The sequence below is a fragment of the Kamptonema sp. UHCC 0994 genome (genome assembly GCF_029167235.1).
GTDB lineage: Bacteria > Cyanobacteriota > Cyanobacteriia > Cyanobacteriales > Microcoleaceae > Kamptonema.
This window is the reverse complement of the sequence record NZ_JARFTR010000194.1, coordinates 112,875-129,888: the sequence shown is the minus strand read 5'-3', so window position 1 is coordinate 129,888 and position 17,014 is coordinate 112,875. Positions and strand designations below refer to the sequence as shown.

Here is a 17,014-nt window from a genome sequence, read left to right as displayed (position 1 = left end):
TTAATGGTTTTCCATCCTATGAGCGATCGCACGCTGAATCTGAGCTAATTGAGGCCAATCGGCGTAATCGATTGCTTGCAGCAATTCCTCAAAACTTGTCGAGCGGGTTCGGCCTTCGGCTCTCGCCACGAATTCTGTTAAATCAATACCCAAACACTGAGCCAGTATCTCCGCATTTTCGAGAGTCGGGACATATTTGCCCTTTTCCCAATCGCTGATAGTCGCTTGGCTGGTTCCTATCAGCTTAGCAAATTCCCGTTGAGAGCGCTCTCCCCTCGCTTCTTTAATCAATCTCATCAATTTTTGCTTGTCCATGCCCCTATCCTGATGCCCCTCCGCACACTCTTTATCAATACAGGCATTTTGGGAAGTTGAATGACCGGATTTATCGTCTATTCCAAAAAGACATCTTGACAAAACGACGGGATTAAGATTATGATTGTTATCAATATCGAAAGGAAAACTAGATGAAAACGCCGGAAAAAATGAAGCGTTTGGGATTTGTCCCAGTATCAATCTGGTATCAAATCTGCTTTCTTGCCCTAAAGGAAGAAAGGGAGCCCAAGGAACTTCTTGTTCAGGCTTTAGAAGAATTTGTGAGTTCAAGAGGGTTGAAGCCATACGCACAAGTAGGTGAAAAATGACTGTTAGTAGCTTCATAGCCGATAAAAAACATCGTGGGGCAAAGGGTCAGACCCCTCTTAAATCCAGACTTAATGTCGAACGTTGCGAACTAGGCTGGAGTCAGCGATTAGTAGAGGCAAACCACTATCTTCACAAGGCTGTTGACCGACGGGCAATGCCTTTCGCTTACTCAATCAATTTGGATGGGGAGCCGATTGGCTGCTTGATAATGGCAGTCCCGCACTGGACAAAGCAAAAAGGGCTGTTCATTGCCCAACGCCAGTGGTCGCCAGATTCAGAAGAACTGACGCAATGGCAGGTTTTAACTATTTCCCGACTGTGGATATCGCCCCTAGTTCAGCGTCGGCAACCGAGCGGGCACGCATCGAATATTGGGTCGTGTGCGATCGCAAAGGTTCTCAAACGAGTTCAGCGCGACTGGATTGAACATCACCCACCAGTTTTTCCAGAACTTCCATACCATCTGCGGCTGATAATCGCTCACGCGGATACTTCAGTCGGGCATACCGGCAAAGTTTATCAAGCAGCAGGTTTCTCTCTATTTGGACAAACAGAAAAAACCCGACCGAGAAAATCAACTCGCGGCTACACCAATGGCGCTGTGAAAAATATCTGGATTAAGCGTCTCCCAAACCCTAACTGGGAGTGGAATCAGTATTACGAACAACTGGAGATTAAATATGCGTAGCGGGAATACTAAATCGTCATCATTTGCTTATGAGACGAATCCTTATTTGCCACAATGCTTGAAAATTTTGAGTTATAGGGAGCTAACCAAGGAGAAAATAGCCGATGAATTGAACTTGCCTATCTCTCACGTTTTGAAAATTTTACACAAGTTAGAGTTCCAGGAAAAGGTTAAGCGAGTTGGCAAAAGATACCACTCAACAGGAGTAGTATCATGACTTGGCTTGATTTAGGATGCGGCGGCGGTGGTAGTTCTTTAGGAGTCAAAAATGCTACTTCATCTGAAGTAATTGGCATCGACATAGACCCCCGACAAATTGAAATTTACAGAGCAAATATTGGTGAAGGGATTGTAGCGGATTACTCGCGAATTAACCCTGCTCAATTTCTAGGCATTGAAGGGCTGCACATTTCTTTTCCCTGTCAGGGACACAGCAATATTCGGTCAAAGAAACTTCCCGAAAGAGAAGATAAAGAATTGGGGTTAAAGTGCCTGAAATGGTTGGATTTAAAACCCCGAATATTCACATCAGAGAACGTCCGAGGGTTTAAAAAATCCTTGACATACAACGCCTTAATCAACAAATTAAACCAGCTTGGCTATTGGTGGCAGGATGGGATAATTGACATGGCAGATTATGGCGTTCCACAAAATCGGGTGAGGTGGGTTCTGTGGGCGACGCTGAATGAATTTGCTCCAGTTATTCAACCTTGGTGTGAATCAAAGGTTTCTTGGTTCGAGGCTATACAAGATTTAATTCCAGATTTACCAGAATCAACTCTAACGCCTCAACAAATTGCTTCAATTAACAAGAAACTGCCGAGACTAATGGCAGGGCAAAACCTATTCGGTCATGAAAAATTCACGACTAAAGGCGCATTGGAGCCAGGATTTTGTCTGACAGCTTCAATCCATAAAGCGATGCCCAAACTAATCGTAGAGCGGCAGGGTTCAGGTGCTTGGAGGGATAATATGGCTCGTTTGGATTGTCAGCCAGTATGGACAATTACTTGTTCCAATTGCTCCAGACCAACGGCAATAAACGTCGTAGATGGGCTGGAAATAAAGCGATTGAGCATCAAAGCAATTGCTCGGCTGCAATCCTTCCCAGATTCATATTTATGGTCGGGGAAAACAGCGGTAGACGGGCATAGCATAGGCAACGCCGTACCACCTAGATTCATGGAATTTCTAATACGGAGTTTGACTCAATGCAAACCTACAATTTCAAAAACCAACTCTGGCTTGGCCAAGAGGGCGAGTTAATTTTGGATACCATTTTCTATCAATGGTACAAAATTTTCCCTGCTTCCGCAGAAGAAGATTATATAGGCATCGACAGAATTTTTTTTGCTGGTAGCAATAAGAAAACCGTTCAGTATAAAACGGATTTTTTATCCTACAAAACAGGAAATGCCTATATAGAGTTGTTGTCTCGTAGCGATTTGTTAACACCGGGGTGGATATACACAGCAAAAGCCGAATGGTTAATCTATTTCGTTTATCCCAAGATTATTTACTGCCTAAGTCTGAAAAAGATGAGAGATATTTTATCAATTTGGAAATCAAAATATCGCACCGTCAAAGTCAAAAATACTAAATATTTTGGGGAGGGTCTGATTGTCCCGCTTCAAGAATTAAGAGCAATAGCAAAATCAGTTTTGGAGGTTAAATAATGTGCGATTGTGAGCAACCTAAAATTTATGAAAGCAGTCTTGTCAGGGTAAGGAAAAGACACCGCTGCATTGAGTGTGGAGCTAGGATTCAAATAGGCGAAGAAGCACATAAAGTTGATGCACTCTATGACGAGTTTAGGCATTTTTATACCTGCACAGAATGTCAAAAAGTTCTTGATTATGTTCTGGAAAATTTTGACTTTGGTTGGGATTGTCTCTGTCACGGGGAGCTAGGGGAGTTTCTCTCAAATGAGAATTGTTTTTACTCAGAGGAGGACATGGAGGAAGAAGCTGTGGAGTTTAGTTTTTACAATCCCGGACAGGGTATTGTAAAAGGTTTGAATTGTCCCATCGCCCCCAAAGTTCAGTGGTTAGGGTTGCGAATTGGTGGCAGATATTGTTTAAGCATGGAGGCAAAATAAATGGGATTAATTAAAGAAAAAGAGTTAGATTTTCGTAAAGTAGCGATCGCACTCTGCACCAAATTTAAAAAAGTATCTCCCTGTGACAGATTTGTGTTTTATCTAGGGGAATTTCTCAAAGAAAGTTACGGGGTTGGGGGAGCGTCGTATTCACAGCCTGATTTAGATATATTCGTCAACGCTTCGGCGAATACATATCAAAAAGAAACAAATAACATCTATGGAGCAGTAGAGCTTTCGCCAGTAAAGTCAAGAAAAAAAGAAGGGGCACGAAAAACTGCAATAATGCGTTACGAACCGAAGGAAATGCAGCACTGGTCACGGGAACCTTTATTTCAATTAGGAGATAGTGCATGAATTCCACATTTAAGTTTGGTTCTGAAGAAGTCTGCGTCTGTATCAAAAATCAGGAAGTCTGGTTTGCAGCGGCGGCGGTGACAAAAATACTGGGGTATAGAAATCCCTCACAAACCCTGAGCGATAACGTTAGCCCTAAGTATATCTGCGAGATAGACTTACGGCGGCGGGGTTCAAAGCCGAAATTCATCAGCGAACCCGGACTTTATCAGTTAATTATGCGATCGCAATTGCCCGCCGCACAGCATTTTCAGGAATGGGTGCTGGAGGAAGTGTTACCGAGTATCAGGCGTAACGGGCGTTACCAGGGTGAAATGCCCCTGGGAGAATTGGGGCAATTGTTTGACAATCTGCCAGCTTTAATTCAGCAGCCGCCCAACCCAGCGTTCAAACTGGGACAGATAATCAAGCTTTCACAGAACGGTGATAGAGAAGCAAAAATACTAATGCTTTTGGCCAATCACGCAGCCATTCGATATCTGGACAGAGAGTGCGAACACGACATTATCAAGCTTGCGGAGGTGGTGGCATGAGCATCACTAAACTACCTCGAATTGAAGGGGCGGGATTAAAAGAAATTCAGAACTGGTGTCGGGCAAATAAAAAAATAATGGCCCCCTCTTTATCCTCTTACGCCAAAGGTAGATTAGAGATGCCAGTCCGCCTTCGCGTCGGGTTAGGAAAAAAACCAACAGCAACCCCTGTCGGCAAAATTATCAGCAACATCACCAAACCAGTTGAAGAAATTGGCGAAAAACTATTACCGGGATTTCATCAAGGCTTGATTCTCTGGTATCCCAAAGGAACTCGCATAAGCGTTCATCGCGATGCCCCAGCTTACGCTCTTATTAAAGGCAAAAGTCAAGGTTTGGCAGCACAAATCAACGTCATTGGCAACTGCATTTTTCGGATTTCTAATTGCCAGAGTGCCGACAATTTAGAGGAATTTCAAATAGGAGAAGGCGACTGCTTTCAATTCGATAACAAGCAACCGCACGGCATAGATTATGTCCAGCAAGAGCGCTGTTGTATCTGCTTTTTTTATCTCAAGCCGGAGGTTTTAAATTGCACCGAAGTCAAACAATTAAGTTTGTTCGAGACGGAAAAACCAGTTGAGACTCTGCCCCACGCACTCTTTTATTACGATGATGACAATGACGACATTGAGGGATGGGATAAAAGGTTTTCAGTTTCATCTACTACCATAAAGACACATAATCATTGGGACATAAACTGGAACCCTACAGTAGGAATGAAAGTTTTTATCGCTCTTGATAAAAAAGTCGGAGAAATTACAAAAATAACTGAGGAAAACACGGCTTGCTCAGGGCTAACAGGAGTCAAAGTTAGCTGCTCAGATGGCTCAATAGAGGATGTTTATGCTCACCATTGTACCCCAATTAATGAGGTGGAAGTATGAACACCATTCAAACAATCAAGACTTGTTCATCCCACTTACTAAGCGAGGTTTTTATGAAAAACGATTCGGGTTTAACGTTAGAGCAACAATTCAAACTGCAAGTTTTGCGCGAGGAAGTTAAACAATTGAGCCTTGAACAAGCGCAAGAGTATCTAGTTGAAGTGCTCAGACAGAGCATGGTGAGAGAAAACCTATACAAGCATTGGATGAAAGAAGGAATTTGATACCAATGGCTCCATTCAATTACTGTTGTAGTGAGGTGTAAAAATGAGTGAATCGAAATTCAAATGCGAGTTAAAATTTGAACCGAGAGATTTATGGATTGGGGTTTATTGGGATTACAAATATGCGGATTTATATTTGCACATTTGCCTAATCCCAATGTTGCCGATTTGTTTGATATTTCACGGTGATTGGGTGGGCGCGGAATTCGTCAGAGTAAATACAAGGCGCTCTGCGGTTCGCTTAATTGCGCTGCTGTCTGGAAGCCGAATTGAGTCTGATTATACACTTCAAGTTACTGATTCAAATACCGCCGAATTTCTATGTTCCATTTTTGACGTTTGGCGAATTCCCTATCGATGGGAACGGGGAATGATACCAATTTATCCAGACAAAAGATATGACTGAAACATTCGTTAATATTATGGTCGCCGTGAACGATAACAATGGTAATTTTACGGGTCGCTGCACTAGAATTCAGATTGATGATGTCATCAATGTTGAATCTGAAATAGGATTACCGTGCGAAATAAAACCGAGTGCCAATATCGCTAAGATTGGCATTTGTTTATTGACAATCCAAACCTGGACACCTTATGTTGGCAATATTTTTTGGGATTCAATTCAAGTAAGAATTGGAGATGCAGAGAGGCTTTTAAACTTGCTTATTTGGGAGAAGTGGGATTTATTAGAAGCGGAGTTAAGCATCTGGGAGAAGTGGGAGTTAGGGGAGATAAAAGTATCGGATTTAGAGAAAATATTAATTGATTGAGGTGAGAAAAATATGGGAGCCAAGCGTAGAAAACAAATGAATGGTCAGCACAGCGTTCTTAACATTGGTTGCTTCATTTCTGGATGCGATGTTAGCGATTCCCAACTCTGCAAGAGCGGGCTTCCAATAACGGCGACAGAAATTCTTAGAATTAATCAGTCCCCCCTCGATGCTAGTAAAAATGGGGTGATGGGGTTCAGGTAAATCCGGTCGGCGATTTTTAAGGAGTTGCTGAAGTTTAGGTGTAAGCGGCACAGTGCGCGACTTGTTACGTTTAGCAGCTTTGCGATTACCATTGCTGACACTTTCACCAATCCAGATGCGATCGCACTCTGGAGAACAATGCCGCCACAACAGCGCCGCCGCTTCCCCGGTGCGAAGTCCGACACCGAATTTAAACTCTACATAATCAGCGTAGTGCTGAAGTCTGTTATCAGACCGGAACTTAGCGCAAATATAAGCGATTTCTTCTTTAGTGAAAGGTTGAGGAGGCTGTTTTGGCGGTACGGGAGATTTGACTTCTGACCAGGGGTTTTCCCTGAGTAATTTTTTCTTAATTGCCCATTTCCAGCAGGCATTGAGCATAACAATCCGCTCTCGCACCGTAATCGGCTCTAGTCTCTGGCTGAGCCATTCCTGAAAGTCTTGTGCCAGAGATTCCGTCACTGCGATCGCTGATGAAGCCCTGAAAAATTGGGTTATGTAACTTTGAAACCCGACATATTTAGCCAGAGTCGGACGGGTAATCTGACGCTGTTTGTATTTGACAAACTCAGCAAATAGCTCAAATACTGTTAGCGATTCCTCTTTCTGCGGCGGCTTATACTTCACCAAAGACGAGTCGAAATTCCCACCAGCAATATCCAACTCAATCTGATGGGCTTTTATTTGGGCCACCTTTCGGTTTGCCTGGGAATCCGGCAATCCTATGTATAGGTAAAAGCGCTTACCCTGCCACGACCAAACCAGCCTTAGCCGATTCTTGAAAACCTCTATATTTACGGAGCCTTTGGGCATATCGCAGTATCGCAGTTTTATCGCACTCGTTGTTTGTGCTTGTCATATTCTGTCACCCCTTATTGAGAATGGCAAACTGTCTAAAATAACCATTAAAATAGCGAAATCCTTAATTTAAAAGGATTTCGCCTATCGGAGCGGCGGGATTTGAACCCACGACCCCTACTACCCCAAAGTAGTGCGCTACCAAGCTGCGCTACGCCCCGACACATTTCTCCAATATATCATCAATATCAAGGAAAGTCAAATAAAATTCAAAAAACTTTTAAAACCTGTGCAGCCTGTACTAAACCAGGAACCGCCGCCGCCTCCCAAGAACTTTCGCACCGCCGCCCCGTATTCAAAATCAATTTTATGCTGTAAGCTTCGGGATAGCCTTCGGCTTGCATCCATAGCAAATCGCTTTCCAGTTCGCAGGCGATTTTCTCCTCATCCATTAACTCAGCAGCCATCAGACTCATCGTTTGGGCTAACTGCCCCAACAACCTGCAAAAATCATTCAACTCCGCTTCTGTTAACTCGATCGCCCAATCGTCTCCACCCACTAAACCCTTAAATTCTACTGCCTTGGGGTTCCATCCTAAACGCCAACCAGCACCAGTCTTAATTACGCGCTCCATGCTTACGGCATCAATAGCTTGGCATCCCCTGGTTGCGGTGCTGGTGGTACTTCAGAAGGCGATCGCTCTTGACTACCCACAGCAGGTACGCTCGGAGCATTCCCATTAAAAATATCCACCAAAGCTTGAATCAAAGCATCCCGCTGAGCGCGGTTGAGGCATTGAATCACAGTGCGATCGCCCTCCATTGGATTTACCCGCAACACATCACCCCCTGGATACACCGATTCCTCCAAATACTCAGGAGTCGCCCCCAAATAGTCAGCTAAAGTTAGCTTCCAATCCAGACGATAATTACCAGGGCGACCCTTCACAAATAAATGATAGCGAATCAACCGCCCCACCAAAGTATTGTTCGGATCGACTTTCCCAGTCTCCCTTGACACATAACTATTTTCCTTTGGAAAATCAGGCAACTGTTGATAAACCAACCGCCATGCCTCACTCACCCGTAACTCCTGTAGAGGTTGCTGAGCCAACCGCTGCACCTGGGTTGGCTGGGGACTTGCCAGAGTTAAAGGCGATCGCGCCGAAACACTCAATTCCCCTGATTCAAAAATCCCCCCCAAAACAGTGAGACACGCCACACTCAGAGCGACGATCGCAAAACCTAAAACTAGCTTAAAATTTCTCACAGTTTTCGACAGAACCCCTAACCTACTTACAAATCCCCAATAATTTCCGGTTGTGTCAGCTCATCCGACATCTCGAAAATCGCCCGCATCACAGGCTTCATCTGATGGTCATCCATATTATCAAAATCTTCATAGCGACGGCGTTTCGCCCGGTTTGCCACTTGTACCGTAATTCGGTAGCGATTAGAAGCTGCATTGATCAACTCCTCCGCCCGACGGGTTAACTGAGTTGAATCGAACGTTGGACGCTTAAGCATGAGACTAACCACCTTACATTAATGTTACATTCTATTTTATTATGTCAAGATTCTTGACACTGCCAACGGCATTACGCAAAAGTATAACATCTGCTAGTCCCATCCAATGCCGTTCAGACCTCAAAGCGCGGACAACGCTGTACTCAGTTCGGGAAATAGTTCTGTAAATTCTTTTACTCACTTTTTTTAGATTATGGCAGCAGTAGCCTATTCATTTCCTCGGTTGCATCAAGTAAATCCTCATCCCCTCAAACTCGTAGCCTTGGGGGACAGCTTAGTTTACGGCTTTGGCGATCACGAAGGTGGCGGCTGGGTAGAGCGACTGCGGCGGTTGTGGATGTTACCCGATAGTGATAGTCCGGGCCATGTCCTTTACAATTTAGGAGTACGAGGCGATCGCGTTTATCAAGTGGCTCAACGCCTCGAAAACGAATTTCGCCATCGAGGAGAATTGAGAAATCGTCTTCCAGATGCCATCATTCTTTCCGTAGGCGTTAACGATTCCCCCAGAGTTCAGTTACCTCACGGTCGCAACTATACTGAATTCGAGCATTTTAAAACAGTTTTGCATCACTTATTAGACCAGGCCCATCAACTTTGTCCAGTCCTATTTGTCGGCATGGTTCCTGTTGATGAAAGCAAAATGCCATTTCAGAATTGTTTGTACTACAACCAGGCAGACCAGTATAAATATAAGGAAGCAACTCGCCTAGCGTGTTTGGAACGCCAAATCCCCTATTTAGATATCTTTGAAAAATGGCTAAATCGAGGTAATGATTGGTGTAATTGTCGTCTCTCTTCAGATGGCATTCATCCTAACGTAGTTGGTTATCAATCTTTACTGCAAGATGTCCTCAACTGGGAACCCCTTGACCAGATTGCCAAACAAAAAATTACTAATTGCTAATTGCTAATTGCTAATTGCTAATTGCTAATTGCTAATTGCTAATTAGGTAAACATAAATAAACGCTTCTCTGCTTGTAGGGTGGGCGCTCGCCGACAACCAAATTAGCTATGAGTTACAAGTGTTGTGGCGGCGAGCGCCCACCTTACGTTTACGTTTACAAGTGTTGTGGCGGCGAGCGCCCACCTTATGTTACGTTTAATTGCTAATTGCTAATTGCTATTTAGCAATTGCTAAGTTATTCGATATCAGCATCCTCGTCTGATTTTTCAACAACAAAAAAACTAACAAATAGGAGTTAATAGATGGCTACCGCCAACTTTCGTAAACTTCACCGCCAAATTGCACCGATTATCTTCCTACCTTTACTATTAACAGCCTTAACGGGAGTTGCCTATCGGCTGGCAGAAAATTGGTTTGGCATAGAAGGCGACGCATCAGAAATTTTTATAAAGATTCACCAAGGAAAATTTCTCGGAGACCGACTCGTACCAATTTATGTGTTTATGGTTGCTTTAGGAACGATTGGAATAATTGTCAGTGGGCTAACGATGACCAAACTCTTTGGTGGGAACCGTCCCGAACGACAAGGAGCAAAACTTGATTTTCGTAAAGTTCATCGTATAGTTGCACCGATTATTTTCTTGCCTTTGACAGTCAGTGCGCTGACAGGTTTACTCCACACAATTGGCATAACTTGGTTTAATATTTCCGACAGGACAGGAGAGATTTTACTAAATATCCACCAAGGAGAATACCTAGGAGAGTTTCTGATGCCAATCTATGTACTTTTGGTTGGTTTGGGAGCTATATTGATGCTAATCAGTGGAATCAATATGACTGGAATTTTTCGCAAAAAACGGCAGTCACAAACAGATGACAATAGCTAGCTTGTTCTACTAGAATCAAAATAATTAGATTTTTAGTTTTGGTTTGGTGATTTCCTTGACCTTGGACTTACTGGCAAGTGAAGATTGATGTATCACAAAAATGGCTATTTTAGCCAAGCCTTGATCAAATGCTATGACAAAGCAAACTCATCAACAATCAAAAAATGTATGGAAAAATCAGCTAAAAGGAAACCGCACGAGTGCCTTTTTAACTGAGATATTGAGCAACAGTGGACACTTTTTTATTCTTAAGAGCTTATCAAGTCTCATATTCGCTGATTGGTTCAAATTTATCACCGATCCAGCTATATATGTACTGGTAGTTGGAATGTTAGTTCAAGCTTGGTATCTCTCGAAATCTAACTGCAACCGTTTTTGGGGCAACCTGATCAACGTAAGTATATATACGCTGATTGATGTACCCCTAGATGGGCTAGATTTTTTCCAAGACCCCTCTCATGCAGTCTTTTGGTTATTTTCCCTGATGATTGCTACTTTGCAAGGACTGCGATTCCTTTGGGTTAAAAGTGTCGATTATTGGCTGATTCCACTAGAAAGCTTGGTGCGAGCTCTAATGGTGGTAGCTTTTTATGTTGTTGTTGGGATTAAATCTCAGTCTTTAATGATTAATCCAGAATTAATCGTGACATTTTCGCGGACTGCAATGCACGGTTTTCTTACTTGGAGTATGGTATTTATTGGTTTACTTTTAGGTTTGCAGTCGCAACAGGTTGCCAAACAGCAGCAGCAACTACAAGCAACAGCCCAACTACTAGGAAATATGGCAGAATGGGGCATGGGAAGTCATGTAGTAGAAACAGCACTTAATAATCCGGAAGCTTTGGCTTTTCAAGCGTGCGATCGCACGATTTTATTTATGGATATTCGCGGTTTTACAAGTTGGTGCGAAAAAACTTCTCCCGCTCGAGTTGCTACCATACTTAATGAATATTACCGGTGTGTTGAGCCATTAGCTGCTCAGTTTCAGCCTTTAAGAATAACCTTTACAGGTGATGAAATTATGGTAATTTATGCAACACCCCAACAAGGAATTGCTGCGGCTAAATCTATGAATAAAGCGGTATTTAAACTGCTTGAAATTTATGGAATTGGGGCGGGATGTGGCGTGCATTGCGGGAGTGTGATTGAAGGGCTATTTGGTGGTGAGGATGTTCGCACTTACACAGTTATTGGAGATGCAGTCAACACGGCTAAGCGATTGGAAAGTGCCACGCCTGGTGGTGCGATTACTATTTCCGATGCTGTCTATCAAGCGATGTCACAACATCTACAAGTTGAACCTTGCGAACCGATAGTAGCTAAAGGTAAAACGGCAGCTTTAATTGCATGGCGGCTAATATAACAACTACCAAGATGATTAGGACAGATTACGTAACTCCTCCCTCTGGGAGGCATTACGTAAGTTATCAAAGAATAGTTTTTATAACTTATAGAGATAGAAAAGCTATTAGCTATTAGCCCATAGCTTTTACTGACATCCTAAACTTTCTCGCGTAGAAACCCCCGTCACTGAATTTACGCCCTCTGCTTTCTCGCACAGTAAATTAACTTGATACGGGTCAATAATCGCATCAGTAAAATCAGCACCAAAAATTGCAGTATCGTAAAATCTAGTCCGAGTCAAAATAGCCTCTGTAAAATTAGCATTAGTCAGATTTGCGCCATCAAATGTCACCCTATCTGCCAAAGCGCCGGAGAGATTTGCACTTGACAAATTGGCATTCAGCAAAACTCCCTTAGTTAAAATTGCGTTAGTCAAATCAGCGCCTTGAAAATTGGTATTTCGCATCTCAGCGGCAACAAAAGTTCCTCCTGCTAAATCAGCGTTGGAAAAATCCCGATTCGACAAATTAATATTAGTGTAATTAACAATTGTTTTCGGCAACGCAAAGGCGGGAGTAGCACTCAGCATCACCCACATACAAGCCAGAAATAAAATTACTATCAGGCTGAGCAAACGGTGTAAAATTGATTTAATGAATTTTGCAACCATAAAAATTGGGACTGGGGAGAAAGAAAAATATCCAATTCCATTATGCAAAATTCTGGCATCAAAAATCAAATAGCTCCCATTTACCAAAGCAAACCAGGTGCCGGTTTAGAAGGATTTGGTCTTTCATAGCGCGGCCGATTCAATACAGAATTAGCCGAGTCTGAAGTTGAACCTCTTGGGCCTACGGCATTAATAAAGTTTAAAATATCACGGTCATTAGGCTTCAGTTTCAGAGCTTGTTGTGCAGATTTTCTCGCTTCAGACTCGCGTTTGAGGCCCACAAGCGCCGCCGCTCTTAGCATCCACAATTGATAGTTATCAGGCGCGATCGCAATGCTACGATCGTAAGCTAAGAGTGCTTCAGAATAACGTTCCAACTCCAGTAACAGCGTTCCTTTAAGAGTCCAGGCTTCCCCTTGCTTGGGATCGATTTGAATTGCCTTGTCTAAAGATGCGATCGCATCTTGATAGCGCCTCAAATCGTAAAGCGCCTCGCCTCGACCAGTCCAGGCGGGTGCAAAATCTGGTTTAATTTTAATTGCTTTGTCATAAGACGCGATCGCATCCTCGTAACGCTGCAAATTTCCTGCTAATAAATCACCCCGAATATACCAAGCAACATAGTCATCAGGTTTGAATTGAATTGCTTTATCGAAAGATGCCAAAGCTTCTCTATCTTGCTTCAAAAAAGCTAGCAAAGCACCGCGATCGCGCCAAGCTAAATGGAAATCAGGCTTAATTTTAGTTGCCCGGTCATAAGCCGCGATCGCCTCTCGATACCGCTCCATTGAAGATAACACATTGCCGCGACCATACCAAGCTGGATAAAAATCTGAATTAATCTTAATCGCCTTATCAAAAGCTAAAAGCGCCTCTTCAAATCGCTCTAGACGATACAATTCATTACCGCGATTTGACCAATCAACCGCATTATAACTACCTGCAATAGTAGAAGCTTGTAAAAAAGGTTCTATCGAGCGAGACTCTTGTTGAGTCAACTCCAAAGGTGGCGAATTTTCTACTTTTAAACTTAACTTAATTCCTGACTGCTGAACAGCCATCAAAAACCTATTTGTAGGTATGCCAGAACTGAAACCAAGCTTAACGCGATAAATCTCTCTAGACTTAGCATCATATATTTTCTCACCTTCAGACTGTCCATGAATGCCAATCACTCGCCCCTGAGTATCTAACACAGGAGCACCGCTCATTCCCACCTCAGTAATATTAGTATAGAAAAGATCGTAACCATCAGAAACAGGGTCTTTAATAAAAGCCAACTTGTAATCATCGCTAATCAATAATCCAGCATTAAAGAACCGCCGCCTATTGGCGATACGCAATTTTGACTGTTGCCAGCCAGAAACGAAAACATACTTAAATTTAGCATCATAATCGTAATTAGCTAAAGTTGCAACTCTATAACTTTGGTCGCTGGTAAACTGCAACAAAGCTAAGTCTAAACCAGGTAATTTTCTGACATTACGGTAGTTTAAAGAATATCGCCGTCCGTCATTGGTAGCGATCCCATATTCATCTTCTGTTGCGACAACGTGCTTAGCTGTAAGAACATAATAAGTATTACCATTTTTGGCTACAATCACCCCAGAACCAGGATTAATCCCATCAATTAATACTGTAATCTCTGAAGCAATTTGGTTAACTTGATTGGCAGTTAAAGCCATTGCCATTTGGGGCTGAACTAGCACAATAGCTGCACCTGTCAGCGCTGCCGAAATTCCAGAATAAAAATTCATTTGTTTTACATCACATTATTTTTGATATGACTTATATTAGGTACGTTGTTGCGCTTTATCGCTCTTAAGATGCGCTGAATTAAGATGCGCTGAAGCGCAACAACGTACCTAAAAATAAACACGAATTATTCAACAAAAACTGAATCAAGACTTACAGGTTTAGGAAGTACAATCGGCGGAGAAGGCTTTAAGCTAAATAAATCCAGAAATAAAGCTAAAGTCCAGCGATTTTCAGCCCCAGAACGAGTCGGAAAACTATCAGGAAGAGATGCGAATTGAGGAGCTAATTGTGCAAAAGTATCAATAGGAATTGCGAAAGCTAAAGCAATCATGCGATCGCGGACATCCGCACTAGGTAAAGAACCATCCTTATACACATAAGGATCGCCCCACAGAGGATAAGCGTGCATCCCATTAATCCCCACAACTTCCCCCTGACGGTTTAGCAGAGGCCCGCCACTCATGCCTTTTTGAATATCGTTCGTATAACCAATTTTATAGCCTTGTTCTAAAGCTCGATCTGGCAATAGCGAAACCCGCCCCTTTGTTAATATAAACCCATGCCCATCAAAGGGAAAACCCGCTGCAAAAACTCGATCGCCTTCTGATAGCGTTCTCGAACTTTTTAGAGATGCAACTGCATAGGATTTATCTTGGCTGCGGAACTGCAAAATAGCCAAATCATTACCGCCAAATGGCATATTTCTCGAAGGTAAATTAGCCTCATAAATTTGACCATCAGGAGTTTGGATAATATAGGGTTTTTCGCCTAAATTCAAGACGTGACGGTTGGTAACTACTGTATAAACTTTGCCTTGCCTTTGCAGCAAAATTCCTGAGCCCCAAGTATTGCCTGAAAGCACCTTTACAGTGATCGATTTGGCAACTCGATCCAGATACAAGCCTTGATAAACGCCACAAGTTATTTTTTCACAAGCTAGCGAATGTTCCAATCTAAAACTGGAGCCTTTAAGGTCAGAAAAGCTTTTAGAAAAAGCCTGTTTTTGGAAAGAAAAAAGGCACAAAAAAACTGGCAAAAGCAACAAGATTTTAGAATTAATATTTGTCCTTTTAGCTTGATTTGTTTTGCTATATACCCGATAGATAAACCATCTTAAATAATACCAAATCAAAATTGCTACCTCCATTATCGCCAAATAAAAATCAGAAAATCAGACATTATAAAAACAGAATTCAGAATATAGAATCAATCATTTCTAACTTCTGAATTCTGACCGTTTAAGTCTTAACTTAATACTACCAATGTCCACTACTCCGCTGGGAACCAGAATATCTAGAATTGGGAGAGTGAGAAACACCTGCGATGCTTTTCAGGTAATTATTCATGTCAAAATAGAGGCGAGATCCACTTTCTTCTAGTGGGCCAGCAGCACCAGAACGGATGTCAAAAAGGTTTTGCATTACCCGGTTAGCATCTTCACCTTGTTTGAGTGTAAATAATACCCCCGTACAAGGGCCACCTTTGGTATTAGAAACACAGATCACAGGTTGACGGTTGACAGTACCAGTTGTAATGTAATTCAGCGAACCATTATTGAAGAACTGCTGAAATTTAGAAGATACTTGGCGACACCGTGTTAGAGGTTCATAGCCATGATCGGAGAAGTGATTAGAAACCCAGCGAATCACAGGAGAAGTACCTTTTTGTGTTTCCACAAAGGTTGTAGGAACACCGTTATTATCACCGCAGAAGAAACGATGAGTAATTTGAGGAGGTTTCATCTCCTCAGCCTTCGGCTCTTGCTGACAAGTATTGGGATGTTGATTGTGACAAGATTCTACCTTTGTCTCAGAGCAATTATTGGGGCGGTCGTCATTGCAAACATCTCGATGATTGTTGTTACAATCATTTGGACGATGCTCATTGCAAACATCTCGACGATTGTTGTTGCAATTGTTCCTGTTTTCGTCAGTATTACAGCGATTTTGATATTCAGTTCGACTTGCAGAACTGGGCTGGCTTGCGGCAGTGGTAAGGCTGAAGGCGAGCGCAGTTACCATCAGCATTTTTGTCAAGACTTGCAGTTTCATTTTTAGGTATCAAGTTCGGTATTTTAGGTTAAATAGATAGTTGCGTCAAAGGTGAAAATGATACCTTCTAGAAAAAATTAAACTTTCTAAAGTTATTATTTCTTCCATCCGCAACCCTCGTACCATCTCTCCATGTTTTATAAAAAGATCCGGAAATAAATTGAGAATAGAAAATAGTGCGTAAGTTATGTATCTATTTTTTCCTGTGGGTCAGTTAACGCCTAACCGTTTGAGATAGTCCCAACCACGCTGAGGCCAAACATGATCGCTGCCAGTTTTTTCTGCGATCCAGCGAGCTACTTTGGGGCCTGACCATGCCTTACCATCGGGTGCAGGGCCTTGCAGTGCTTGCCGCAATTCCTCTTTCTGGGCAGGTGTCAGCAAGGATTTTGCGGGCGGCGGCTGACGTTCTGCGCTGCGGTTTCTGACAGAACTCGGCCCTTCGCGATTGTAGCGTTGGACTATTTCTTTGGCGTAATCGTAGTTAATACCTACGACTGCGGCCGAGTGCTTGATAGTCCAATCCCTAGCAACCAACAGCAGGAGATGCCACCGACGGGATTCAGTGGCATCTTGGGTCTGTCGGTAGCGAGTTTTGAGTTCGCAAATTGTGAGGTGAGGTTCTATGTGAGCTTTTGGCGGCATACCTCCGATCGGGGCATCAG

The 17,014-nt window shown here is 42.8% G+C and carries 24 protein-coding genes and 1 tRNA gene; 14 read left to right on the top strand and 11 right to left on the bottom strand.

Features of this window, described 5'->3' with window-relative positions; translation table 11 throughout:
* A complete protein-coding gene (locus PY364_RS17645) occupies window positions 1–315 on the bottom strand; it encodes a helix-turn-helix transcriptional regulator (RefSeq protein WP_275524456.1) in 315 nt (104 codons plus the stop codon).
* 152 nt (window positions 316–467) lie between these two features.
* Here PY364_RS17645 and PY364_RS17640 point away from each other — a divergent pair, with 152 nt between their 5' ends.
* The 11 genes from PY364_RS17640 to PY364_RS17590 all read left to right on the top strand — a co-directional run bounded on the left by PY364_RS17640 (window position 468) and on the right by PY364_RS17590 (window position 6,202).
* Window positions 468–644, top strand: coding sequence for a hypothetical protein (locus PY364_RS17640; RefSeq protein WP_275524454.1), 177 nt, complete (start codon window positions 468–470; stop codon window positions 642–644).
* On the top strand, window positions 641–1,333 hold the full coding sequence (locus PY364_RS17635; protein WP_275524452.1) for a hypothetical protein: 693 nt from the start codon (window positions 641–643) through the stop codon (window positions 1,331–1,333). Before PY364_RS17640 ends, PY364_RS17635 begins: the two co-directional genes overlap by 4 nt.
* 213 nt (window positions 1,334–1,546) lie before the next feature.
* Window positions 1,547–2,599, top strand: a complete 1,053-nt coding sequence (locus PY364_RS17630) for a DNA cytosine methyltransferase (RefSeq protein WP_275524450.1) — start codon at window positions 1,547–1,549, stop codon at window positions 2,597–2,599.
* Between the two features lie 2 nt (window positions 2,600–2,601).
* A complete protein-coding gene (locus PY364_RS17625; RefSeq protein WP_275524448.1) occupies window positions 2,602–3,009 on the top strand; it encodes a hypothetical protein in 408 nt (135 codons plus the stop codon).
* Entirely contained in the window at window positions 3,009–3,431 is a 423-nt protein-coding gene (locus tag PY364_RS17620) for a hypothetical protein (RefSeq protein ID WP_275524447.1), read from the top strand. Before PY364_RS17625 ends, PY364_RS17620 begins: the two co-directional genes overlap by 1 nt.
* Window positions 3,432–3,788 (top strand): hypothetical protein, encoded by a 357-nt coding sequence (locus PY364_RS17615; RefSeq protein ID WP_275524445.1) that lies wholly within the window; start codon window positions 3,432–3,434, stop codon window positions 3,786–3,788.
* Window positions 3,785–4,321, top strand: coding sequence for a BRO family protein (locus PY364_RS17610; RefSeq protein WP_275524443.1), 537 nt, complete (start codon window positions 3,785–3,787; stop codon window positions 4,319–4,321). Before PY364_RS17615 ends, PY364_RS17610 begins: the two co-directional genes overlap by 4 nt.
* Complete coding sequence (locus PY364_RS17605) at window positions 4,318–5,208, top strand: hypothetical protein (protein WP_275524441.1); 891 nt, start codon at window positions 4,318–4,320, stop codon at window positions 5,206–5,208. Before PY364_RS17610 ends, PY364_RS17605 begins: the two co-directional genes overlap by 4 nt.
* Window positions 5,209–5,261: 53 nt before the next feature.
* A complete protein-coding gene (locus PY364_RS17600) occupies window positions 5,262–5,432 on the top strand; it encodes an NblA/ycf18 family protein (protein ID WP_275524504.1) in 171 nt (56 codons plus the stop codon).
* A gap of 43 nt (window positions 5,433–5,475) precedes the next feature.
* The gene (locus PY364_RS17595) at window positions 5,476–5,838 is read left to right on the top strand and encodes a hypothetical protein (protein ID WP_275524439.1); all 363 of its coding nucleotides are present in this window, start codon (window positions 5,476–5,478) and stop codon (window positions 5,836–5,838) included.
* Window positions 5,831–6,202, top strand: a complete 372-nt coding sequence (locus PY364_RS17590; RefSeq protein WP_275524437.1) for a hypothetical protein — start codon at window positions 5,831–5,833, stop codon at window positions 6,200–6,202. The genes PY364_RS17595 and PY364_RS17590 overlap by 8 nt, the downstream gene beginning before the upstream one ends.
* Here the strand turns inward: PY364_RS17590 and PY364_RS17585 are convergent.
* The 5 genes from PY364_RS17585 to PY364_RS17565 all read right to left on the bottom strand — a co-directional run bounded on the left by PY364_RS17585 (window position 6,191) and on the right by PY364_RS17565 (window position 8,731).
* Window positions 6,191–7,171 carry a DUF3596 domain-containing protein gene (locus PY364_RS17585; RefSeq protein WP_275524503.1) on the bottom strand — a complete coding sequence of 327 codons (981 nt, stop codon included), beginning with the start codon at window positions 7,169–7,171 and terminating at the stop codon, window positions 6,191–6,193. The two genes, PY364_RS17590 and PY364_RS17585, sit on opposite strands and share 12 nt — an antisense overlap.
* Before the next feature lie 180 nt (window positions 7,172–7,351).
* Window positions 7,352–7,425 (bottom strand) — tRNA-Pro (locus PY364_RS17580).
* A 48-nt stretch (window positions 7,426–7,473) separates the two neighbouring features.
* Window positions 7,474–7,839 (bottom strand): DUF1818 family protein, encoded by a 366-nt coding sequence (locus PY364_RS17575; protein ID WP_275524435.1) that lies wholly within the window; start codon window positions 7,837–7,839, stop codon window positions 7,474–7,476.
* Between the two features lie 2 nt (window positions 7,840–7,841).
* Entirely contained in the window at window positions 7,842–8,474 is a 633-nt protein-coding gene (locus tag PY364_RS17570) for a hypothetical protein (protein WP_275524434.1), read from the bottom strand.
* Window positions 8,475–8,500: 26 nt separating this feature from the next.
* The gene (locus tag PY364_RS17565; protein ID WP_272032574.1) at window positions 8,501–8,731 is read right to left on the bottom strand and encodes a DNA-directed RNA polymerase subunit omega; all 231 of its coding nucleotides are present in this window, start codon (window positions 8,729–8,731) and stop codon (window positions 8,501–8,503) included.
* A 193-nt stretch (window positions 8,732–8,924) separates the two neighbouring features.
* On the opposite strand from PY364_RS17565, the gene PY364_RS17560 reads away from it, so the two are divergent.
* From PY364_RS17560 to PY364_RS17550, 3 genes are all read left to right on the top strand, one after another.
* The gene (locus PY364_RS17560; protein ID WP_275524433.1) at window positions 8,925–9,638 is read left to right on the top strand and encodes a GDSL-type esterase/lipase family protein; all 714 of its coding nucleotides are present in this window, start codon (window positions 8,925–8,927) and stop codon (window positions 9,636–9,638) included.
* Between the two features lie 303 nt (window positions 9,639–9,941).
* Window positions 9,942–10,526 (top strand): PepSY domain-containing protein, encoded by a 585-nt coding sequence (locus PY364_RS17555; RefSeq protein ID WP_275524432.1) that lies wholly within the window; start codon window positions 9,942–9,944, stop codon window positions 10,524–10,526.
* 133 nt (window positions 10,527–10,659) lie between these two features.
* Entirely contained in the window at window positions 10,660–11,889 is a 1,230-nt protein-coding gene (locus PY364_RS17550) for an adenylate/guanylate cyclase domain-containing protein (protein ID WP_275524431.1), read from the top strand.
* Between the two features lie 126 nt (window positions 11,890–12,015).
* On the opposite strand, the gene PY364_RS17545 is transcribed toward PY364_RS17550, so the two are convergent.
* The 5 genes from PY364_RS17545 to PY364_RS17525 form a co-directional block, all read right to left on the bottom strand.
* Window positions 12,016–12,540, bottom strand: a complete 525-nt coding sequence (locus PY364_RS17545; protein WP_275524430.1) for a pentapeptide repeat-containing protein — start codon at window positions 12,538–12,540, stop codon at window positions 12,016–12,018.
* A gap of 80 nt (window positions 12,541–12,620) precedes the next feature.
* Complete coding sequence (locus PY364_RS17540) at window positions 12,621–14,297, bottom strand: tetratricopeptide repeat-containing serine protease family protein (RefSeq protein ID WP_275524428.1); 1,677 nt, start codon at window positions 14,295–14,297, stop codon at window positions 12,621–12,623.
* A gap of 125 nt (window positions 14,298–14,422) precedes the next feature.
* Window positions 14,423–15,160, bottom strand: coding sequence for a serine protease (locus tag PY364_RS17535; protein ID WP_275524426.1), 738 nt, complete (start codon window positions 15,158–15,160; stop codon window positions 14,423–14,425).
* 394 nt (window positions 15,161–15,554) lie between these two features.
* Entirely contained in the window at window positions 15,555–16,349 is a 795-nt protein-coding gene (locus PY364_RS17530; RefSeq protein ID WP_275524424.1) for a COP23 domain-containing protein, read from the bottom strand.
* Window positions 16,350–16,559: 210 nt separating this feature from the next.
* Window positions 16,560–16,994, bottom strand: a complete 435-nt coding sequence (locus PY364_RS17525) for a helix-turn-helix domain-containing protein (RefSeq protein ID WP_275524422.1) — start codon at window positions 16,992–16,994, stop codon at window positions 16,560–16,562.
* Window positions 16,995–17,014 lie beyond the last annotated feature (20 nt).